General features: G+C 72.0%; 20 protein-coding genes. 10 read left to right on the top strand and 10 right to left on the bottom strand.

The features are described from left to right. Positions 1 to 69: 69 nt before the first annotated feature. Positions 70 to 1,374: a cytochrome P450 gene (locus AB0E91_RS28325; RefSeq protein ID WP_361787673.1), complete on the bottom strand. Its 1,305-nt coding sequence runs from the start codon at positions 1,372 to 1,374 to the stop codon at positions 70 to 72. A gap of 327 nt (positions 1,375 to 1,701) precedes the next feature. Between AB0E91_RS28325 and AB0E91_RS28320 the strand changes: the two genes are divergently transcribed. The 3 genes from AB0E91_RS28320 to AB0E91_RS28310 all read left to right on the top strand — a co-directional run bounded on the left by AB0E91_RS28320 (position 1,702) and on the right by AB0E91_RS28310 (position 4,765). Then, positions 1,702 to 3,324: an FAD-dependent monooxygenase gene (locus tag AB0E91_RS28320; RefSeq protein ID WP_361787671.1), complete on the top strand. Its 1,623-nt coding sequence runs from the start codon at positions 1,702 to 1,704 to the stop codon at positions 3,322 to 3,324. A 47-nt stretch (positions 3,325 to 3,371) separates the two neighbouring features. After that, on the top strand, positions 3,372 to 4,385 hold the full coding sequence (locus tag AB0E91_RS28315) for an amidohydrolase family protein (protein ID WP_361787669.1): 1,014 nt from the start codon (positions 3,372 to 3,374) through the stop codon (positions 4,383 to 4,385). A gap of 122 nt (positions 4,386 to 4,507) precedes the next feature. Beyond that, the gene (locus AB0E91_RS28310) at positions 4,508 to 4,765 is read left to right on the top strand and encodes a hypothetical protein (protein ID WP_361787667.1); all 258 of its coding nucleotides are present in this window, start codon (positions 4,508 to 4,510) and stop codon (positions 4,763 to 4,765) included. A 58-nt stretch (positions 4,766 to 4,823) separates the two neighbouring features. Here AB0E91_RS28310 and AB0E91_RS28305 read toward each other — a convergent pair whose 3' ends face one another. From AB0E91_RS28305 to AB0E91_RS28295, 3 genes are all read right to left on the bottom strand, one after another. Continuing rightward, on the bottom strand, positions 4,824 to 6,326 hold the full coding sequence (locus AB0E91_RS28305; protein WP_361787665.1) for an MFS transporter: 1,503 nt from the start codon (positions 6,324 to 6,326) through the stop codon (positions 4,824 to 4,826). A 9-nt stretch (positions 6,327 to 6,335) separates the two neighbouring features. Continuing rightward, the gene (locus AB0E91_RS28300) at positions 6,336 to 6,578 is read right to left on the bottom strand and encodes a hypothetical protein (RefSeq protein ID WP_361787663.1); all 243 of its coding nucleotides are present in this window, start codon (positions 6,576 to 6,578) and stop codon (positions 6,336 to 6,338) included. A 99-nt stretch (positions 6,579 to 6,677) separates the two neighbouring features. Further along, complete coding sequence (locus AB0E91_RS28295; RefSeq protein WP_361787661.1) at positions 6,678 to 7,364, bottom strand: helix-turn-helix domain-containing protein; 687 nt, start codon at positions 7,362 to 7,364, stop codon at positions 6,678 to 6,680. Positions 7,365 to 7,509: 145 nt separating this feature from the next. Here AB0E91_RS28295 and AB0E91_RS28290 point away from each other — a divergent pair, with 145 nt between their 5' ends. Continuing rightward, a complete protein-coding gene (locus tag AB0E91_RS28290; protein WP_361787659.1) occupies positions 7,510 to 8,460 on the top strand; it encodes an NAD(P)-dependent alcohol dehydrogenase in 951 nt (316 codons plus the stop codon). A 391-nt stretch (positions 8,461 to 8,851) separates the two neighbouring features. Here AB0E91_RS28290 and AB0E91_RS28285 read toward each other — a convergent pair whose 3' ends face one another. After that, the gene (locus AB0E91_RS28285) at positions 8,852 to 8,992 is read right to left on the bottom strand and encodes a hypothetical protein (RefSeq protein WP_361787657.1); all 141 of its coding nucleotides are present in this window, start codon (positions 8,990 to 8,992) and stop codon (positions 8,852 to 8,854) included. A 550-nt stretch (positions 8,993 to 9,542) separates the two neighbouring features. Here AB0E91_RS28285 and AB0E91_RS28280 point away from each other — a divergent pair. Next, a complete protein-coding gene (locus AB0E91_RS28280) occupies positions 9,543 to 10,070 on the top strand; it encodes a hypothetical protein (protein ID WP_361787655.1) in 528 nt (175 codons plus the stop codon). A 219-nt stretch (positions 10,071 to 10,289) separates the two neighbouring features. Here the strand turns inward: AB0E91_RS28280 and AB0E91_RS28275 are convergent, their stop codons facing one another. After that, on the bottom strand, positions 10,290 to 10,685 hold the full coding sequence (locus AB0E91_RS28275; RefSeq protein ID WP_361787653.1) for a hypothetical protein: 396 nt from the start codon (positions 10,683 to 10,685) through the stop codon (positions 10,290 to 10,292). Between the two features lie 128 nt (positions 10,686 to 10,813). Further along, complete coding sequence (locus tag AB0E91_RS28270; protein ID WP_361787651.1) at positions 10,814 to 11,284, bottom strand: DUF5959 family protein; 471 nt, start codon at positions 11,282 to 11,284, stop codon at positions 10,814 to 10,816. 119 nt (positions 11,285 to 11,403) lie between these two features. On the opposite strand from AB0E91_RS28270, the gene AB0E91_RS28265 reads away from it, so the two are divergent. Next, positions 11,404 to 12,246: a DUF4253 domain-containing protein gene (locus tag AB0E91_RS28265; RefSeq protein ID WP_361787649.1), complete on the top strand. Its 843-nt coding sequence runs from the start codon at positions 11,404 to 11,406 to the stop codon at positions 12,244 to 12,246. Positions 12,247 to 12,277: 31 nt separating this feature from the next. Here the strand turns inward: AB0E91_RS28265 and AB0E91_RS28260 are convergent, their stop codons facing one another. The 3 genes from AB0E91_RS28260 to AB0E91_RS28250 are packed head-to-tail and all read right to left on the bottom strand — an operon-like array spanning position 12,278 to position 14,598. Beyond that, positions 12,278 to 12,661, bottom strand: a complete 384-nt coding sequence (locus tag AB0E91_RS28260; protein ID WP_361787647.1) for an SRPBCC family protein — start codon at positions 12,659 to 12,661, stop codon at positions 12,278 to 12,280. Between the two features lie 30 nt (positions 12,662 to 12,691). Continuing rightward, on the bottom strand, positions 12,692 to 13,426 hold the full coding sequence (locus tag AB0E91_RS28255) for a CbiX/SirB N-terminal domain-containing protein (RefSeq protein WP_361787645.1): 735 nt from the start codon (positions 13,424 to 13,426) through the stop codon (positions 12,692 to 12,694). Further along, complete coding sequence (locus AB0E91_RS28250; RefSeq protein ID WP_361787643.1) at positions 13,423 to 14,598, bottom strand: uroporphyrinogen-III synthase; 1,176 nt, start codon at positions 14,596 to 14,598, stop codon at positions 13,423 to 13,425. Before AB0E91_RS28250 ends, AB0E91_RS28255 begins: the two co-directional genes overlap by 4 nt. Before the next feature lie 191 nt (positions 14,599 to 14,789). Here AB0E91_RS28250 and AB0E91_RS28245 point away from each other — a divergent pair, with 191 nt between their 5' ends. Genes AB0E91_RS28245 through AB0E91_RS28230 form a run of 4 tightly spaced genes read left to right on the top strand, consistent with a single transcriptional unit; the run spans position 14,790 to position 21,146 of the window. Continuing rightward, positions 14,790 to 16,904, top strand: a complete 2,115-nt coding sequence (locus AB0E91_RS28245; protein ID WP_361787641.1) for a molybdopterin oxidoreductase family protein — start codon at positions 14,790 to 14,792, stop codon at positions 16,902 to 16,904. Beyond that, complete coding sequence (locus AB0E91_RS28240; protein ID WP_361787639.1) at positions 16,901 to 18,121, top strand: FAD-dependent oxidoreductase; 1,221 nt, start codon at positions 16,901 to 16,903, stop codon at positions 18,119 to 18,121. The genes AB0E91_RS28245 and AB0E91_RS28240 overlap by 4 nt, the downstream gene beginning before the upstream one ends. Further along, positions 18,118 to 20,730 (top strand): nitrite reductase large subunit NirB, encoded by a 2,613-nt coding sequence (gene nirB / locus AB0E91_RS28235; RefSeq protein WP_361787637.1) that lies wholly within the window; start codon positions 18,118 to 18,120, stop codon positions 20,728 to 20,730. Before AB0E91_RS28240 ends, nirB begins: the two co-directional genes overlap by 4 nt. Next, a complete protein-coding gene (locus AB0E91_RS28230; protein WP_361787635.1) occupies positions 20,727 to 21,146 on the top strand; it encodes a nitrite reductase (NAD(P)H) small subunit in 420 nt (139 codons plus the stop codon). Before nirB ends, AB0E91_RS28230 begins: the two co-directional genes overlap by 4 nt. Positions 21,147 to 21,181 lie beyond the last annotated feature (35 nt).

Below are 21,181 nucleotides of genomic sequence, written 5' to 3'. Positions count from 1 at the left end.
GGTGAAGGGGTGAGCAGGGGCGGGGCCGGCGTCGGTGATGACGCCGGCCCCGCCCCTGCCTCTACGCACTCACAAGGTCTTGGCCATCTCGGATTCCCGGTCGCCCCGGGCCCCGGCCGACCCCAGCGCCACACGCAGCTCCGTCAGTCCCCGGAACGCCGGGAACGGCACCTTCAGCCACTGCGCCTCGTCGTCCGGGGTTTCCAGGGAGAGTTCCGGGAAGCGGTGGAGGAGGGAGGTCAGGGCGATCTGCATTTCCATTCTGGCGAGCGGAGCGCCCAGGCAGTAGTGCGGGCCCGTGCCGAATCCCAGGTGGTTGCTCTGTACGCCCGGGCGGGTGATGTCGAAGACGTCGGGGTTCTCGAACGCGGCGTCGTCCCGGTTCGCCGAGGTCACCGCGATCTGTACGAGCGCGCCCTTGGGAATGACCGTTCCCGCGATGGTGATGTCCTCGAGGGCGTGGCGGAAGGTCGCGTTCTCGACCGAGCCCTCGTAGCGGATGACCTCCTCGATGGCGTTGGGGAGGAGGTCGGGCGAGTCGATGACCTGCTTGAGCTGGTCGGGGTGGGTGAGGAGGGTGTAGACGGCGTTGCCGATGAGGTAGGCCGTTGTCTTGTGACCCGCGAAGAGCAGGACCCACAGCGTGGACAGCAACTCGCCGTCGGTCAGCGACTCCTGCTCGTCGCTCGTCTGGATGAGGACGCTCAGCAGGTCGTCCTCGGGGGTCTGCCGCTTGCGGGCGATCAGGACCTCGAAGTACTCCTTGAGCGTGGTCTCCGCCTCGGCCAGCTTGTCCTTGTCCTTCTTGCTGAACCCGGTGCGCGCGACGACGCTGCACCACTGCTGGACCTCGTCCCGCTCCTCCTCGGGGACGCCGATCAGCTCGCAGATCACCTGGAGGGGCAGCGGGAAGGCGAAGGCCGACAGGAGGTCGACGGAGTCCTGGGCGGCGCACCGGTCGAGCAGCGCGTCGGTGATCTCCTGGACGCGGGGGCGCAGGGCCTCGATGCGGCGGGGGACGAATGCCTTGCTGACGATCCGGCGCAGCCGCGTGTGCTTCGGCGGGTCGGCGAACAGCATGTTGTCGTCCAGGGCGATGGAGGAGTCGCCGAAGATGGACCGGTAGGCGTCGATGGCCGCGTACATGTCCTTGCTGATCCGCGGGTCGGCCAGGGCCGCCTTCGCGTCCTCGAACCGGGTGACGAGGTACGAGTCCACACCGTGCGGCGGGGTGAGCCGGGACACGGGCGCGTTCTCGCGCAGATGCCGGTAGAGGGGGTGCGGGTTGGCGCGGTACACGGGGCAGCCGCGGGATGCCGCGTCCACTGCCCGGGCTGTCTCGTCCGTGTTCTCCTGCTCTTGCAACTGAGTCATCGACGGTCCTTCTTCTCTTCCCGCAGTGGTCTTCCCGCAGTGGCACGAGGCGGCTGAACGCCGGAACGCTGGAATGCATTGACGCCACCCGGAACGGGAAAACCCGATTCACCCTGACGCCGACCGGTCTTTACGGGCACCGTACGGACGCGGAAAACGGCGAATGCGCCGTCCGAGGGAAGGATCGATTGCCGACCCGGTGGCCGTATGACAGGTTCGGAATCAGGGCCGCCACGAGTTCGAAATCGCTGCCCGAACCACCGCTGGGTCACTGGAGGAGGACGGGCCGTGGACAAGCGTGCCTCAGAAGTCGAAGAAAACGAAGAAATGCTGCCGGTACTGATCGTGGGCGGTTCGCTCGTCGGACTGTCCGCGTCGGTGTTTCTGGGCAGACTGGGCGTCGGCCACATGGTCGCCGAACGCCGGGCCGCCACGTCCGACCACCCCCGGGGCCGGGGGAACAACATGCGGACGATGGAGCTGTTCCGCACCGCCGGTCTGGAGCCGGACATCAGGGAGGCGGCGTCCGCCCTGTCCAAAAATCACGGCATCCTGCAGACGGACCGGCTCTCGGGCGGTGAGACCAGCCGGTGGCTCTCGGCCCGGCTCACCGGCGGGGCGCCCGAGAAGGGCCTGTGCTCCACCGTGCGGTGCGCGTGCAGCCAGAACGACCTGGAGCCCGTCCTGCTGAACCACGCCCGCCGACTGGGCGGGGACGTGCGCTTCGGTACGGAGCTGGTCTCCTTCACCGAGGACGCCGACGGCGTGACGTGCGAACTGCGCGACCGGGAGAGCGGTCTGACGTACACGCGGCGTGCGGCCTATCTGCTGGCGGCCGACGGGCCGCGCAGCCCCGTGCGCGAGCGCCTGGGCATCGGGCAGAGCGGCGCGGGCGACCTGTTCCACAACGTCAGCGTCACCTTCCGCAGCAAGCTCCTGCGCGAGGTGGTGAACGACCAGCGCTTCCTCGTCTGCTACCTGAACGGGACCGAGGGCGACGGGGTCCTGCTGCCCGTCGACAACGAGGAGAAGTGGGTCTTCCACATCCCGTGGTTCCCCGAGCGCGGCCAGACGCTCGAGTCCTTCACCGACACGCGCATCACGGACCACATCAGGGCCGCCGCCGGCGTACGGGACCTGGACGTCGAAGTCACCGGGCGCGCCCCGTGGCACGCGGCGGACCGGGTCGCCGACAGCTACCGGGAGGGGCGCGTCTTCCTCATCGGGGACTCGGCCCACGAGATGCCCCCGACCGGCGCGTTCGGCTCCAACACGGGTATCCAGGACGCGCACAACCTGGCCTGGAAGATCACGGCGGTACTGCGCGGCTGGGCGGGTGAGGGCCTCCTCGACACGTACGAGAACGAGCGGCGCCCGGTCGCCCTGGCGACGATCGCGCGGGCCATCGAGCAGGCGGCCCGCGAGGAGCACCCCGGCTACGCGGCCGCGCAGAGCACGGCGCAGAGCACGGATCTGATGACCGTGTCGCTCGGCTACCGCTACGTCTCCACGGCGGTGTCCGGCGCGGACACCGAGGCGCCGACCATCCCGGAGGACCTCCGGCTGGAGGGGGACCCCGGTACCCGGGCCCCGCACATGACCGTGGTGCGCGACGGGGAGACCGGGTCGACCGTCGATCTGTACGAGCGGTCCTTCGTCCTGCTCTCCGGCACCGCGGCCGGTCCGTGGCCGTATGCCGCCAAGGCCGCGGCGACCCGGCTCGGCGTCCCGCTGAAGTCCTACCGCGTCGGCGCGGGCCCGGAGTTCGACCTCGACACCACGGCCGCCGACGGCGGCGGTGGCGCGGACTGGGCCGCCGTCCACGGCGTCACCGCCCGGGGTGCGGTACTCGTCCGCCCCGACGGAATGGTCGCCTGGCGCGCCACGGACCTCCCCACGGACCCCGAGCTCGAGCTGACGCACGTCCTCGAAGGTCTCCTCAGCCGCTGACCCGCTTTCAGACGCACCCGGACCCTTCCACCCCAGGGAGCCCTTCCATGCCGACCGACCTGCAAGCCCCGGGCGACATAGGTCGCCGCACCGCACCGGGCGGCGACGACGCCCGCCGCGAACGAATAGACGTCCACCATCACTACACCGCCCCCGAATGGGTGCGGTGGGCCGAGGAGAACGGCATGGTGGACCGGGACAAACTGCCGCCGTGGACCCAATGGGACGAGACCGCCGCGCTGGACCTGATGGACCGGACCGGCACCCGCACCAGCATCCTCACCGTGGCCATGCTGGGACGCTCCAAGGAGGCGGCGGCGCGCAAGGAGAGCGCGCGGGTCTCCCTCGACGCCGCCGGTGCCCTGGCGGCCAGGCACTCCGGCCGCTTCGCCTTCTTCACGCCCGTCTTCCTCGACGACCCCGAGCTCTCCCGCTGGTCCGTCTCCCACGGGATGGACGAGCTCGGGGCCGTCGGCGTCAGCGCGCGCACCAGTACGGGCGAGACGTACCTGGGCGATCCCGCGCTCGACCCGCTCATGGCGGAACTCGACGAACGCGGCGCGGTGATCAGCACGCACCCCATGCAGGTGGCCACCTCCGGCGGCCCCCAGGGCGTACCGCCGTTCGTGTGCGACTTCCTCATGGACACCACGCGCGCCGCCCTGAGCCTGATCATGAACGGCACGCTGGACCGCTTCCCGCGGCTCACCTTCATCCTCCCGCACGGCGGCGGGTACCTCCCGTACATCGCGGGCCGGATCGAGATCTTCGGCCGCCGACTCGTCCCCGCCGTCGACCCGGGCCGCGTCCGCGACTACCTGCACCGCTTCTACTACGACACGGCAGCGCCGATGTCCCCTTCGGCCACGCCCACGCTGCTGGCCGCGGCGGGCTCCTCCCGGATTCTGTACGGGAGCGACTGGCCGCCCACCCCCACGCGTGTGGTCACGGAGGTGACCGCCCCCGCGCTGGACGCGGACCCCGCCCTCGGCGACCTGGAGCGCGGCCACATCAACCGCGCGAACGCCCTGCGTCTGCTGCCCACGCTCGCTCGCGCCTGAGCGCGCCCGGGGCACACACGCGGGTCACCTCACCCGGCAGTGTCCCTTCGTACCGCTCACGGGGGAGCGGCGCGAAGGGACACTGCGCTGTTCACGGAAAACGAATCCGGGAAGGAAAGAAAATGCCGCAAGCCGAAGAAGAAGTGAGGCCCGTCGACGCGGTCGATACGGGGGCTCGGCGTCGAACTCCCGTTGGTGTACTGCGTTCCACGGTCGGACAGACCAATCTGGTTCCGGTCCTTCTGGTCCTCACCGTCATGATGGTGGCCCTGTGGCTCATGGGAATGCCCTTCCTCCAGGCCCTGACCATTTCGACCGCGCTGAAGATTTCGATGGTCCTTTTCGCGGCACGCCGACTGCCTACCGCGTCGAAGGGCTGACGCGTCCGGAATCCGGGCGGCTCAGGGCCGCCCGGATTTCGCGTTCCCCGCCCGGAACTCAGACCCCGTGGCCCGCCTTCTCGCCCGCCCCGCTCTCCCCCACGCCGCGCCACGGCGTCGCCGCGGGGCCGTCGTCGTCCGGATGCTCCCGGCGCTCGCGCAGATCCGCCACGGCCAGGGCGAGGGCGACGAGGATGATGGCCACGGCCGTGAGCAGCCCGAGCTGGAGAGCCGTCGTGGCACGGCCGTGGTTGGCGAGGTGCGCGAAGTACACGGCGCCGACCACGGCGATGCCCACGGACGAGCCGATGCGCTGGCCGGTCTGCATCACTCCGCCGGCCGCACCGGCACGTCGTACCGGCACGAGCGTGAGGGTCAGGGTCGTGTTGGGCGAGACCGTGAGCCCGGAGCCGATCCCGCCGATGAGCAGCGGCAGCGCCATGGCCCAGCCCACGCCCTCGCCGGGCACCAGCTGAACGGCCAGCACCACGCCCAGCAGCCCGAGGGCCACCCCGCTCAGGCCGATGACGACCAGGCCGCGGCCGTAGCGCATCACCAGCCGCCCCCCGAAGGCCGCGCCGACCGCCGAGGCGGCCGCGAACGGCAGGATCGTCACACCGGCGGCCAGGGGGCTGTACCCGACGGAGTTCTGCAGGAACAGCGACAGGACGAAGAAGATCGTGGTCAGCCCGCCGAAGAACGTGAGACTGATCAGGGTGCCGAGCGTGAAGGAGCGCAGGGAGAAGAGCCCGAGGTCGACCAGCGGAGCGTCGCCCCGGCGGTCCCGGTTCCTCTCCCACATCCAGAAGGCGCCCAGCAGCAGTGCGCCCACCGGGAGCAGCAGCCACTTCGTCCGTCCCTGCCATTGCTGTTCCTGGACCAGGGGAAGCAGCAGGGCGAGCACGCCCGCGCCGAGGAGCAGTACGCCGACCGGATCGAACTTCTCCCGTCGCCCGCTCGGCACCGGGAGGCGGGGCAGCAGCCGGTGCCCGGCGACGAGGGCGGCCACGCCGATGGGCACGTTGACGAAGAACACCCAGCGCCAGCCGTCGTCCGTGCCGGACGCGTGGAGCAGCAGTCCGCCCACGAGCGGGCCCACGGCGGTGGACACGGCGATGACGCTGCCGTGGAAACCGAAGGCCCGGGCCCGTTCGGCGCCTTGGAACATCTGCTGGATCAGCCCCGAGGTCTGCGGTGCGACCACACCGGCGGCCGCGCCCTGGATCATGCGGAACACCACCAGCCAGGCGGGACCGGGGGCGAGACCGCACGCCATGGACGCGGCCGTGAACACGCCGAGGCCGATCAGCAGCGCCTGGCGGCGCCCCCGCAGGTCACCCAGGCGTCCCGCCGGTGCGAGCGCGAGCCCGAAGGCGAGGGCGTACCCGGACACCACCCAGGACTGGGTGGCTTCGGAGGCACCCAGACCGCGCTCCATGGAAGGCAGCGCCACGTTCACGATCGAGACGTCGAGCAGGGAGATGAAGCCCGCGGTCAGACAGACCCCGAGTGCTTTCCACCGCCGGTCGTCGAGAGCGGGCCGGTCCGTTTCTGTGGTCATGCGATCACGCTATGCAGGCGGGACCGGTCGCACCAGCGGGGAAGGGGAGCCGGGGTGCCGGTCGGCAGCGCCGAGCCGGGTGCCGATGCCGCCGCTCAGACGCCGGGGTTCGTCCGGGCCGAGGTGGTGCACGCGGATCTGCTGGGCGTGGGGCAGGAGCGGGCTGTGGAGTTCCTCGGCGTACCGGATCTCGACGTCGCCGTCGACATCGTCGAGGCCAAAGGTCCGGTGGCCGTCTTCGCCTGGAGCCACGAAGACGACAGCAGCACGTGGGTCGCTCCGAGCATGGCCACGTATCTCGAATGGCGGCTGACTGGGCGGATCGAGTTGTGGCAACTCGCACGCTCTCCTTCAGCCGGAACCCGGCGCCGTCGCCGTGACCGGCAGGCCCGCCAGGTTCAGCTCGCCCGGTGGAGGCAGGGGGCCGTGCTGCGGGGCCGGGCGGAAGGAGTCGAGGAGGTAGGCGACCAGGCGCGCCGATGCCGCCGGGTCGTCGGGGACGGCGGCGACCAGGCCGCCATGGGACAGCAGGACGACGGCCAGGTCGGAGACGTGGAAGTCGGGGCGGAGGGCGCCCGCGGCCTGCGCTCTGCGGATCAGGATGGACAGGGCCTGCTCGGCCTCGGAACGCGCCTCGGCGTGTTCCCGGGCGCGGTCCGGGAAGGCCGCGAGAAACGCCGCCGGGAAGCCGCGCTCCTCGCGCTGGAGACGGCACAGTTCCACCACCAGACGACGGAAGCCGCGCCCCGCGTCCGGGTCGGCCACCGCCTCCGCGAACACCCCCGCACACGCTGCCATTTGGTGCGCGAAGGCGCCCTTGACCAGGTCGTCCCGGGTCGGAAAGTGGCGGTACAGCGTCGCCACGCCCACCCCGGCCCGGCGGGCCACCGTCGCCATCGGGGCGTCGATGCCGTGCTCGGCGAAGACCTCGCGGGCGGCGGCCAGGATGCGGCGGCGGTTGCGGCGGGCGTCCAGCCGCAGCCCCTCCCCCTCGGCGGGGTCGGCCACCGCGTACCGGCCCACGCCCGGGGCCGTCATCCGAGAGGAATCCCCGGTCACTGTCTCTCACCTCCGCGTAAACGGACGATGCCGTCCGTTTGCCAGCCTAACCTCGGGAAAAGGCCACCGGGATGCCCCCCGACGGACCCGCACCCACAACCCGGTACCAGCAGAGGAGAAGACCATGAGGGCCGTATTCGTCGACCGCTACGGCGGCCCCGAGGTGCTGCGCGTCGGCGAGGCCGAGCGGCCCGCGCCGGGCCCGGGTCAAGTGCTCGTACGGGTACGGGCGTTCAGCGTCAACGGCGGTGAACTCGCCGCCCGCGCCGGAAAGGTGCGCCTCCTGACCGGCCGCCGGTTCCCGCAGCGCACGGGCCTCGACTTCACCGGCGAGGTCGCCGCGCTCGGCAACGGTACGACCGGAATCGCGGTGGGCGACCGGGTGTGGGGCGTGATGGGCCGTACCTCGGGGTTCGGCAGCGCCGCCGAGTACGTCGCGGTGCCCGCGGACCGCATCGGACTGGTGCCGGACGGCCTGGACCTGGTGGAGGCCGCCGCGCTCCCGGTGGGCACCACCGCCGTCACCGCCCTGCGCGACAAGGCACGGCTCCGCCCCGGCGAACGGCTCCTCGTACGCGGAGCTGCGGGCGGCGTCGGCAACATCGCCGTCCAACTGGCCAAGGCACACGGCGCCCACGTCACCGGTCTGGCCCGCGCCGCGAACCTCGACTTCGTCCGCGAGCTGGGTGCCGACGAGGCGGTGGACCATCGCACCGTCCGGCCGCACGAGTTGGGCCGATTCGACGTCGTACTGGACACGGTGGGTACCCAACTTCCCGCTTACCGGCGCCTGTTGCGCCCCGGCGGCCGCATGGTCACCATCGCCTTCGACCTGTCCCGCCCTGTCGCCTCGCTCGCCTCCATCGCCGCGAGCGCCGTGCACGGCCGCAGCCGGGTCCGCTTCTTCAGCGGCAATCCGCAGCGAGGTCTGCTGGACGACATCGCCCAGCATGTGCTCCGGGGCGACCTGCGTCCCGTGGTGGACACCGCGTATCCCCTGACGGCCATCGCCGATGCCCACCGGGCGCTGGAGGCGGGTGGGGTGCGGGGGAAGTTCGTGGTGCGGGTGGACTGAGCGGACGGGTTGACACGTTCCAGAGGTGCCGGCCGACCATCAGGGGTCCGGCGCCGCAGGTGACCCGCCGGTCGGCCCCATCAGCGGATCTCAACAGCTTCCTTCTCGATGACCACATCCTCGCCGGGACGGCCGGGCGCGGGGACTCCGCCGTGGCGATCGTGTCGACGACTCGTCGGCTCACGTCGCCGGCATCCTCGTCGGCAAAGGTGTGCTTCCCGATGGGCTAGTGCCGCGGCAGGCAACGTTTGCCCGTCAAGGAGCGGCGTCCGGTGCGTGCTCTCGGCGTGCCGGCCGGAAGCCCTCGTACTGGGCGTACTCGGGCTTTCGGCCGGTGCGGGGAGAGTGCGTGCCGGGCGTCGCGACGGGGCGAACGTTGCCTGTTGCGGCACTAGGTGGACTCGCCGACGGTGAGGAGGACCTGGGAACCGTTGGTGCCCGGCCCACTGAAAGCCATGGCCAGCAGGTACGGCTCGATGAACGGCCACCGGCTCCCCGAGCCGCCACCCAGCTCGCCCCGGCGGAACGGCACACCACTTCTGCCGGGGCTCCGCGCTACTACCCCTTCCTGCAACAGCCCGTCCTAGGAGCCTGCACCAGACCCCCACGACGTGCTGGAGCCGACGCAAGGACCACTCGCTCAGCGCAGCCCCCAAGACACCCCCCGGCGTCCGCATATCCAAGACCTCCCCCACGTCCCTGATCTGGAAGGTTCTCAGAAGCATCGCGCCACAACTCGTCCGGGAGTGCGGCGGCCCCCACAACCTGGAGGAAATGACACAGACGGTCCATCAATTCACCTTCGACTGGTTGCAGTTCGCGTCCTGGGCGCATCACTTCTTCCACTGACGCGTGCGGGTCAGTCCGCGCGCCGGAGGTCGGCCGCACATCCGGCGCGGTAGGCCGTCTGCTCGTCAGCTACTGGATGGGTGGGCGCCGATGCGCTGCACACCGACTTCTTGCGAAGAGGTCCGCGTCAGCGCGGTGCGCGTTGGCACTCATCGGGATGAACCGGTGTCGTCCGCGTGTCATTGACCGCGCCCACGATCGTTGAGCAAGCCATGCGAAACATGATCAAGGCCGTGACACTCGGTGCTGCGCTCACCAGCATCCTCGTCCTGCCCGGAGCCTCGTCGTCGGCGTACGCTACGACGGCCCCCGCCAAACAGCTCGTCGTCGGCACCGGCAATCCCACTTCCCACACACCCGCCAGCAACGGCCGACTGACCAACCGACAGGCTCTCGCCCAGCTCGCCGCCGCCGGCATCAAGCGCCCCGTCGGCAACACCTCCCTCGAAGGCGTACGCACCCGCACCATCCAGGGAGTCATCGCCCTCAAGAAGAACAGCCGCTGCACGATCACCATCACCGGCGGCACCGAACGCGGCCACGCTCCGGGGCCCCGCTCCCATGCCCTGGGATACAAGCTCGACCTGCGCACCCGCAATGAGGGCGCCTGCGTCACCAAGTGGATCAAGAACACCCAGAAGAAGGGCAAGCCGCGCGGCACCGACCCCCGCTGGTACGGCAAGCTCGCCGGTATCTCCCTCGAGTACGTCTACGAAACCCCCAGGCGCGGTGGCGTCCACTGGGACGTCACCTTCGTCTGATCCACCGCGCAAGGTGCAGGTGCCTTCGTACCGCTTCGCGCTCCGCGCAAAACCGCGCGAAGACGCCCTCACCCTCGAGTCCTGAGTAGGACGGTCTCGTGACCTCGGCGCGGAGCCGACGCGGCGATGTCGCCGTGGTACTCACCACGGCGACGTCGCCGAAGGAGCGGCCCAGGGCTGCCTCCTGGTCCCACGAACCGGGGCCTCCCGCTCCCCCGGCTACTTCTTGCCCTTCTCGTCGTTCTCCTTGAAACAGACGACGAACCACTCTTTGGCGGCCACCTGCGTCAGCGAGCCGGTCGTGTCCGGGACGTCCGAGCACGCGAAAGTGTCGACGACCGCTTCCTTGTCCATCTTGAGGACCTTGTAGTCGGCATGCGGGTCGGTGCAGTCGAGCTTCTCGGCCTTCGCGTTCTTGTCCGTGCCGGTGTTCTGGAAACAGTCACCGGGCTTGAGCTTCGCGGACTGGTCCTTGGTGTCGTACGGACCCAGGGCGGAGAACGTCACGAGGCCCGCGAGGACAAGGAGCACCGCGAGGAAGATCAGGCGGTTGCGTCGTATCTGCTGCGGGGTGTGCGAGGCGTTGAGGCCGCCGGTGGACGGTAGTTGGGACACGATCGGTTCCTCGGGCTGGGGGCGGGTTTGCGAAGGCGATCATGAATCTAGCCCACCGGCCCGCATGCGCCGCCCGCCGCCCCCTCTGGGCGCCCGCCCCCCCTCATGTTGATCACGGACGACGTGATTCAACGATTGCGGCCGGGACTCCATGCGTAGGCCATGGGAGCCGTCTCCACGACTTCGCTCGCCCATGCTTCCCGAACGCGCTCAAGCCGCTGGTGATGCTCCTGTATCCAGGTTTCCCCCGGCTGGATACAGAGCATTGTGGAGAGGCGGTCGGGGTCGTCGACGGTCACGGACAGGGAGCGGTCCTCGTGCATGTGGATGGCCAGGCTCAGTCCGCGGTCGCCACCGATGCTCACGCCCGTGCCCGGCGCGAGGCGGGTCAGGTCGTGCTGCCAGACGGTCAAATCCTCTTGGGAGAGGAAGAGTTCAAGCCGGGCGTCAACGAATTCGGTGGAGGTCAGGACGTCGGCCCGCAGGATGTCGTGGCCGGTCAGCACCCCCGGCTGGAAGCGGCCGGTCACTCGGACGACACAGCGACTGCCGTCTGCGTCTTCCAGGTTGATCAGGTCAACTGCGCCCAATTCGGTCACCGTCGGTCTCTCTCCTGTGAGGGTCGGATGCGCATCCTCTCGCACTCAGCGGCTGGGGCATCCGGCACCCAGCGGTGGACAACAGGGCGGTGTCAGTGGGTGCCGCTACCTTCGGCGTCATGTCGATGGATGCGAACCCCCTGTCCCTGTTGTCGGCCGAACTCACGGACGGTGGTGGGACGTTGGGTCTCAGCCTGCCGCCGGGATCGCTCGTCACCGAGACGGAGTCGGGACCGTGGCACGAGCCGCTGCTCTGGGTTGCCGACGGGATCGCCGGTCCGGCCGCCTGGGGCCAGTACGCGGCGGCTTGCGCCGGAAAGGGACTTCAGCCCGTTCTCCTCGACGGCGATGCGGACATCGCGGGCTGGTGGAACACGGAGCTGGACCCCGGCATGATGTCGGCCCCGGGCGACCATGACGCCGAGGGCGTCCTCAAGGAGTTCTGGCACGCCGCGGTGGCGGACACCGAGGAGGACGACGAAGACGACGAAGACGACGAGGGCGAAACCATCGCCCCGTACACCGGCGACTGGCCCGGCCCGGCCCCAAGACGGCACGTGGCGGCGGATCCGGACGCGATCGCCGCGGAGGTGGCCGCCGCGCTCGTGGAGCACCGGCTCTCGAGCCCTCGCCTCGCCCTGGCCCCCGCGGTCCGCTCCGCGGATCTTCCGGCAGCGATCGGCTGGACGGGACCGGTCAACCACGAGAGCGACGTGGCCCGCCTGTGCGCCGTTCTCCGATCATGGGAGGACCGTTTCGGCGTCCGGGTGACAGCCCTCTCCCACAACCGTCTGGACCTGTCCGTGGCGGCACCCCCGCAGACGGTGGACGAAGCCCTCGCGGTCGCGGTGGAACACTTCGCCTTCTGCCCCGACAACGTCTGGCAGGGGTACGAGACCTTGCGCCTCTACGCGGAGGAGGCTCTGGTGGGCAGCCGTCACTGGACGTTCTGGTGGGACTGAGGGCTGGGCGGACCCCGCGCGGCCGTTCGGTTCAGACGCGGGTGAGGCGGTGCAGCGCCCAGTGGACCATGGGGGCGTAGAGCAGCGGCACCGGGCAGGCGGCCGTCAGTTCCACGACGACTCGCGTGCCCGTCCCGTGAGCTGACAGCGTGTGCCCCACCTGTACGGGGATGCCCAGGAAGATCAGTTGCCAGGTCCAGGTGCCGTGCGACCGGTCGACCTCCGTGACCGTGAAGCGGCCGCGCAGCAGGCCCGCTACCTGGACCACGCCCCGCGCGCCCGGCCGGATGACGTCGCCGTCCGTCTCGACGGCACGCAGATGCGGTGCCCAGTGGGCCCATCGGTCGTACCGCGCGTACCGCTCCCAGACCACATCGGGCGCCGCGGGGCCCGCGACCGTGACGGTGTGCCGCATGTCTGTCCTCCCAGCGGTGTCGGCCTCAATCTACGGCGCGCGGAGCAGGGCCGCCCGGCGGGCGGGGCGCCCTCGCCCACCGCACCCCGCCTCGTCGTAGCGTCGCAGCACCAGCTCCGTCACCCACCGCTGCGCGCCCAAGGGCGCCGCCGTCCAGCGGGCTCCGGTGGCGGTGAGGCGGTGGGCGAAGTGGCCCGGGGCCAGGAGGTGGGTCGCCAGGGCGACGTCCGGGTGGCCCGCCGCATGCCAGGCGGCGACGGCTTCGGCAGGTGAGGGACCTTCCCCGGCGGCGAAGGCGACCGTCACCGGTGCGCCCAGGCAGGTGGCCAGCAGGCGGGCCGATTCCGCCGTGTCGGCGCGGGCCCGTGGGTCGGAGGAACCGGCGGCGGCCAGCACCACCGGTGCGCGGCCCGCCGGGCGTCCCGCCTCGGACAGGCGGGCCGCGAGGGCGCGGGCCAGCAAGGGGGAGGGTCCGAGGGCCGGGGCCACGCGGACGTGACCGGGGGCAGCGTCCGCCAGCAGGGCCGGGAGGTCGCTCCGTACGTGGTAGCCCCTGGCCAGGAGCAGGGGTACGGCGACGGCGGGGCCGGGCAGTGCCGCCAGTGCGCGCGGGACCGAGGGTTCGACCAGGCCCAGCCATGCCACCTCCACGCGCAGTCCGGGCCGCGCCCGGCGCACCTCGTCCAGCAGGGCGCGTACCGTACGCACCCCTGCCGCGTCGCGGGTGCCGTGGGCCACCGCCAGCAGGGCGGGCGCCGCGCTCACCGCGTACCCCCGGTCGGGCGGGCGGCGGGCTCCGTCGCCAGGCGGTACCCGCGTTTGGGAACCGTGCGGACCAGCCCGGCATAGGGCCCCAGAGCGGCCCGCAGTCGTGTCACCGCCGCCTCCACCGCGTGCTCGTCCGCCCCTTGGCCCGGCCACACCCGGCGCAGGAGTTCGCGGCGGCCGACCACCCAGCCGGGCCGCTCGGCCAGCGCCCGCAGGACCCGTGCCGAACCGGGCGTCAGCCACACCGCCTCCGTCGCACCCTCGTCGTCGCCGTCCAGGAGCAGGGCGTTGCCCTGGAGGACGAGCGTCCGGTCGCCGGCCGGGATCAGGTGCCGGTCGCGGGTGGGCAGTGCGGCGGTGAGCAGGTGGACCATGGCGCCCAGCCGGCCGCGCTCGGGCCACACCGGTTCCGCGCCCACTTCCAGGAGCGGCCGGGCGCACACCGGGCCGACGCACAGGGCGAGTACGTCGCCTCGCAGCCGCTCCACCACCGCGTCGTAGCGGCCCGCCGTCTCCGCGTACTCCAGGAAGGAGGTGATGGCCGGTGCGGAGGTGAACAGGAGCGCGTGCACGTCGCCGCGCGCGGTGGCCTCCGCGAGCCGTCGTACCGGCTCGGGGTCGTGGGGTGGCGCCCACCGGTACACGGGTACCTCCACCACCTCCGCGCCCCGTTCCCGCAGTGCCGCCGTGAGGCCCGGGAGGGGGGCGCCGTGTTCCTGCACCGCGATCCGGCGGCCCGTCAGGTCCCTGGCCAGCAGCCAGGTACGCAGTTCGTCCACCGCCTCCGAGGCGGGGGAATAGGCCTCCGTCGTGCCGCAGGCCCGGACCGCGCCGGTCGCCTTCGGGCCGCGTGAGAGCACGGCGGCGTTCCGGCAGGCGGCGGTGAGCGCGGCGCCGTACCCCCAGCCCTCGGCGGCGCTCATCCAGCCGCGCCAGCCGACGCCCGTGGTCGCGACCACGTAGTCCAGCGGGGCCGCCAGACACCGCTCGGTGGCCGCGCGGAGCGCCGCGTCGTCCTCCAGCGGCACGATGCGCAGCGCGGGCGCCTCGGTCACCCGCGCCCCGCGCCGCCGCAGCAGCGCCGTCAGCTCTTCACGCCTGCGTGCCGCCGTGACGCCCACCGTGAACCCGGTGAGCGCGGCGGCCGTCTCCCTGGTACCGGCCTTCATGCACCGAGGCTCCGGGGGCGCGATTTCAGAGCCGTTGCCCGGCGGTCACGTCACGGTTACCGCAACGGGATCGCGCGTTACGGAAGATGTCCTCCCCCGCACACCGCCCCGGCAGGGGTGTGCGCGTCCCGTACCGCGCGGGCAACGCGGCCGAGCGCCGCGTGAAACGGCGGCGGGCCAGCCTCGTTGCCATGACCGACACTCACTGCCCGTACTGCTCCCTCCAGTGCGGCATGCGCCTGCGCACCACCGAAGGGGTGCCCGAGGTCACCGGGCGCGACGAATTCCCGGTGAACCGGGGCGCGTTGTGCGGGAAGGGGCAGACCTCGGCCGCGCTGCTGGCGCCCGGCGTACGGCTGACCGCTCCCCTGGTGCGCGACGCGGACGGGCTGCGCGAGGCGTCCTGGGAGGAGGCGCTGGACCGGGTCGCGTCGGCGATGGCCGTCACCGCCGACGTCCATGGTCGGGACGCGGCAGGGGTGTTCGGCGGTGGCGGTCTCACCAACGAAAAGGCTTATCTGCTGGGCAAGTTCGCCCGGGTCGCGCTGCGCACCCGCTCGATCGACTACAACGGCCGCTTCTGCATGTCCTCCGCTGCCGCCGCCTCGCGCGCCGCCTTCGGTCTGGACCGGGGGCTGCCCTTCCCGCTCGCGGACGTGGCCCGTACCGGCTGTGTGATCCTGGTCGGCGCCAACCCGGCCGAGACGATGCCGCCCGCCGTGCGCTACCTGCGCGAACTGCGGGAGAACGGCGGCACTTTGGTGGTCGTCGACCCGCGCCTCACGCGTACCGCCGAACTGGCCGACCTCCATCTCCAGCCCCTCCCCGGCACCGACCTGGCCCTGGCCCTCGGCCTGCTCCATCTCGCCATCGCCGAGGGCCACTTGGACGAGGAGTTCATCGCCGCCCGCACCAGCGGCTGGGCCGACGCCCGCGCCGCCGCGATGGCCCACTGGCCCGAGCGCGTGGAGGCGCTGACCGGCGTCCCGGTCCCCCAACTGCGCGAGGCCATAGCCCTGTTCACGCGCACCCCGCACTCCATGGTGCTCACCGCGCGCGGGCCGGAGCAGCAGAGCAAGGGCACCGCGACCGTCGGCGCCTGGATCGACCTGTGTCTGGCCACCGGCCGGGCCGGAAGGCCGCTGAGCGGCTACGGATGCCTCACCGGACAGGGCAACGGCCAGGGCGGCCGTGAACACGGCCAGAAGTCCGACCAGTTGCCCGGCTACCGCTCCCTGGAGGACCCCGAGGCGCGGGCGCAGGTCGCCGCCGTCTGGGGCGTGGACCCCGACGCCCTGCCGCACTCGGGTCCGTCGGCGTACGAGCTGCTGGACTCCCTCGGCCGGCCCGGCGGGGTCCGCGCACTGCTCGTGATGGGGTCCAACCCCGTCGTCTCCGCTCCGGACGCCGCCCGCATCACGCGCAGGCTGGCCGCCCTGGACCATCTCGCGGTGTGCGACGTCGTGTTGTCGGAGACGGCGTTGCTGGCCGATGTGGTCCTGCCGGTGACCCAGTGGGCCGAGGAGACCGGCACCCTCACCAACCTGGAGGGCCGCGTCCTGCTGCGCCGGGCCGCCGTCACGCCGCCGCCAGGCGTCCGCAGCGACCTGGCCGTACTGCGCGGACTGGCCCAACGCCTCGGCCACGCGACGGGGTTCCCCGACGCTCCCGAGGACGTCTTCGCCGAACTGCGCCGGGCCACCGCCGGGGCGCCCGCCGACTACTCCGGCATCTCCTACGACCGTATCGCGGCCGAGGACGGTGTCTTCTGGCCCTGCCCGGCGCCCGGCCACCCCGGCACCCCGCGCCTGTTCCTCAACCGCTTCGCCCACCCCGACGGCCGGGCCCGCTTCACCGCGCCCTCCCACCGGCCCGCCGCCGAGGAACCCGACGACGCGTATCCGCTGTACCTGACCACCGGGCGCGTCGTCAGCCACTACCAGAGCGGCGCCCAGACCCGCCGGGTGCCGGAACTCGCCGTCGCCGCGCCCGGACCGTACGTCGAGCTGCACCCCGATCTCGCGGCCGGGCTCGGTGTCCGCGACGGTGACCTGCTCACCGTCACCAGCCGACGGGGCACCGTCACCGCCCCAGCCCGTGTCGTCTCCACGATCCGGCCGGACACGGTGTTCATGCCGTTCCACTGGCCCGGCGACGGACGCGCCAACCTGCTGACCAACCCGGCGCTGGACCCGGTTTCCCGGATGCCGGAGTTCAAGGTGTGCGCGGTGCGGGTCGAGAAGGCGGTACTCCCCCGGGTCTGCGCACCCCTCGCACCCGCCGCACCGGTCGCGGTCACCGCGTGAACGCCCGCCGTATCGCCGTGGTCGGCGCCGGGATGGCCGCCGCGCGCCTCGCCCAGCAGCTCCACGTCCACGCCGGGCCCACGGAGACCGTCCTCTACGGCGCCGAGCCCGAAGTCCCTTACAACCGAGCCCTTTTGGTCGATGTCCTCGCCGGGCGTCACCACCTCGACTCTCTCGCGCTGCCCATCGGGGACGCACGGGTGCGTACCGGGACCGAGGTGGTCGCCGTGGACGTCCGGGGCCGTACCCTCACTCTCGCCGACGGCAAGCGTGAGACCTACGACGACCTGGTCCTCGCCACCGGCGCCGAGCCTGTACTGCCGCCGCTGGACGACCTCGCCGACGCAGAGGACAGCGTGCACGTCCTGCGCTCCCTCGCCGACTGCGCCCGCCTCACCCGTGATGCCGCCACCGCCAGGCGGGCCGTGGTGATCGGCGGCGGGGTACTCGGCGTCGGTGTCGCCCACGCTCTCGCGGCTCGCGGTCTGCTGGTGGAGATCGTCCACCAGGGCCCCCACCTGGTCGAACGCCACCTCGACAGTCGCGCGGGCGCCGCCCTGCGCATCACACTGGGCCGCCTCGGCGTCACGGTCCACCCCTCCGAGCGCGCCCTGTCCCTGGACGGCGGCACCGGCGTCACCCTGGCGAGCGGCCGCCGTCTCGACGCCGACCTCGTGGTCCTGGCCTGCGGGGTACGTCCCCGTATCGGCCTCGCGCGCGCCGCCGGACTGCCCGTACGGCGCGGCGTCCTCGTCGACGACACCCTCGCCTGCGCCCCACACACCTACGCGGTCGGGGACTGCGCCGAACACCGCGCCACGACCCACGGCCTCGCCACAACGGCCTGGGAGCAGGCCGACGTGCTCGCCGCGCGTCTCTCCGGTGCCGATCCCGGGGCCCGCTACACCGGCTCCCGGCCGATGAGCCGTCTCACCGCGGGCCCCGTGGAGTACGCCGCGTTCGGCGCGTGCGGCGACGCCGACGAGGAGGGCGCCGACGTGCTGCGCATCGGGGATGCCACCCGGGGCGCCTACAAGAAGCTCGTGCTGCGCGGCGACCGGATCACCGGCGCGATCCTCGTCGGCGACCTCGCCACCGCGGGCACCCTCACCCGCGCCTGTCTCTCCGGCCGGCCTGTAGGGCCGGACCCGTTGTCCCTGCTCACCGTCCCGCCACGCGTCCCGTCCGCCCGAACCGTCGAGGAGTCCCGCACATGACCGCCCCCACCGCCCGGCCCCCGAAGGAGCTGGTGCTCGTCGGCCATGGCATGGTCGGCCAGCGCTTCCTGGAGGCGCTGTACGAGCAGCCCGGCGGCGACGCCTGGCATGTCACCGTCCTCGCCGAGGAGCCCCGGCCCGCCTACGACCGCGTCCACCTGACGAGCTGGTTCTCCGGCACCAGCGCCGAGGAACTGGGCCTGGTGCCCGACGGGTTCATGGTGCGGCACGGCATCACCCTGCACCTCGGCGACCCCGCGACCGCCGTCGACCGCGCCGCCCGCACCGTCACCAGCGCCTCCGGCCGCGTCCTGCGCTACGACGCGCTGGTGCTGGCCACCGGCTCGTACCCCTTCGTGCCACCGGTGCCCGGCCACGATCTCCCCGGCTGCCATGTGTACCGCACGCTCGAAGACGTGCGCGCCATCCGGGAGGACTCGGCGCGCGCCCGTACCGGGATCGTGGTCGGCGGCGGACTGCTCGGTCTGGAGGCGGCCGGTGCCCTGCGCGCCCTCGGACTGGACACGCACGTGGTGGAGTTCGCCCCTCGGCTGATGGCCCTCCAGGTCGACGAGGGCGGCGGCGCGGTGCTGCGGCGCAAGATCGAGGAGCTGGGCGTACGCGTGCACACCGGCGCGGGCACGTCCGCCGTCGACGCGGGCGCCGATGGACGTGTCCGGGCGGCTCGACTGTCGGACGGTACGGAACTCCCCGCCGATCTCGTGGTGTTCTCGGCCGGTGTCCGCGCGCGTGATCAACTGGCCCGTGACTGCGGCCTGTCGGTGGGCGAGCGCGGCGGCATCACCGTCGACGCCTCCTGCCGTACCGCCGACCCGCATGTGTGGGCCATCGGCGAGTGCGCCCAGGCGGTCGACGGCCGGGTGTACGGCCTGGTGGCTCCCGGCTATGCGATGGCGGAGACCGCCGCGCGTCAATTGTGCTTCGAGGAGGGGGCCTTCACCGGCGCCGACCTGTCCACCAAGCTCAAGCTGCTCGGCGTGGACGTGGCCAGTTTCGGCGACCCGCACGGCACCGCCGACGGCGCGCTGGACGTCACCTTCACCGACAGCCGCTCCGGTGTCTACAAGAAGCTCGTCATCGGCGCCGACGGCGCTCTCCTCGGTGGGGTCCTGGTGGGCGACACCGAGGCGTACGGCCTGCTGCGGCCCCTCGCGCTCGCCGGGAAGCCGCTGACCGTGCCGCCGGAGCAGTTGGTGCTGCCGCCTGTGGAAGGTGGCGGGGCCACACCGGAGTTGCCCGACGACGCGGTGCTCTGCTCCTGCCACCACGTCACCGGGGGCGCCGTCCGTGCCGCCGTACGGGAGCAGGGGCTCACCGATGTCGCCGGGGTCAAGAAGTGCACCAAGGCCGGTACCGGATGCGGCAGTTGTCTGAAGGCTCTCACCACCGTGGTCCGGGACGAGCTGGCCGCGTCCGGCGCCGAGGTGTCCCGCGATCTGTGCGAGCACTTCGCCCACACCCGCGCCGAGCTGTACGAGATCGTCCGCGTTCGGGGGATCACCGACTTCACCACGCTTCTCGACGGTCACGGCACCGGCGAGGGCTGCGAGGTCTGCAAGCCCGTCGTCGCCTCGATCCTGGCCAGCCTGGGCAACGGCCATGTCCTGGACGGCGAACAGGCCGCGCTCCAGGACACCAACGACCACCACCTCGCCAACATCCAGCGCAACGGCTCCTATTCGGTCGTGCCGCGCGTGCCGGGCGGCGAAATCACCCCGGAGCAGCTCATCGTCATCGGGGAGGTGGCCCGCGACTTCGGCCTCTACACCAAGATCACCGGCGGGCAGCGCATCGACCTCTTCGGGGCCCGAGTCGACCAACTCCCCGCCGTGTGGCGCCGCTTGGTCGACGCCGGTTTCGAGTCCGGGCACGCCTACGGCAAGGCGCTGCGCACCGTGAAGTCCTGTGTGGGGCAGACCTGGTGCCGGTACGGCGTACAGGACTCCACCGCGCTCGCCATCGAACTGGAGCTGCGCTACCGGGGGCTGCGCGCCCCGCACAAGCTGAAGTCCGCCGTCTCCGGCTGCGCCCGCGAGTGCGCGGAGGCGCAGTCCAAGGACTTCGGGATCATCGCCACCTCCACCGGCTGGAACCTCTACGTCGGCGGCAACGGCGGCACCACCCCGCGCCACGCGGACCTGCTCGCCACCGACTTGGACAAGGCGACGCTGATCCGCACCATCGACCGGTTCCTGATGTTCTACATCCGCACCGCCGACCGCTTGGAGCGCACGGCGCCTTGGCTGGAGCGGCTGGAGGGCGGCCTGGATCATCTGCGCGCCGTCGTACTGGACGACTCGCTGGGCATCGCGGCCGACCTGGACACCCTGATGGCCCGTCATGTCGCGGACTACACCGACGAGTGGGCCGCCGTCCTGGAGGACCCCGACCGGCTGCGCCGCTTCACCTCCTTCGCCAACGCCCCGGACGTACCCGACCCCACCGTCACCTTCGTGACCGAGCGCGGGCAGATCCGTCCCGCTCGGCCGGGCGAGCGCGGGCGTCTGCTGCGGAGCCCGGCGGGCTCGCGGGACCTCGTCCTCACCGCCGCCCCGAACACCCGATCCGTTCAGGAGGCAGGCCGATGACCGTCGCCACCGCTCCCCCGGCCGTCACGGCCGCCCAACTCGCCCCGGCCGCCGGGCACGACGGCACCGTCGTCGAGGTCCACGACGGCACCCGATGGGTCCCCGTGCTGCCGTACGCCGACCTCGTCCCCGGCCGTGGCGTGGCCGTGCTCCTCGGCGGCGAGCAGGTCGCCCTCTTCCGCGACCGCGCCGGGCACCTCCACGCGGTCGGCAACCGCGACCCGTTCAGCGGCGCGCAGGTCATGTCCCGTGGCCTGCTGGGCAGTCGGGGCACCACGCCCGTCGTCGCGTCGCCCATGTACAAGCAGGTCTTCGACCTGACCACCGGCAGCTGTCTCGACGAGGCGACCGCACCCGACGGGACGCCCGCCCGGCTGCCCGTCTGGCGGGTGCGCACCACCACGGCCGGAACCTGAACCGCCACATCCCCTTCCACAGAAGGCAGTTGACC

It is taken from the genome of Streptomyces sp. NPDC026659 (genome assembly GCF_040638245.1).
Lineage (GTDB): Bacteria > Actinomycetota > Actinomycetes > Streptomycetales > Streptomycetaceae > Streptomyces.
Note: the sequence above shows the minus strand (reverse complement) of the source record. Positions and strands in the feature narration are given on the sequence as shown.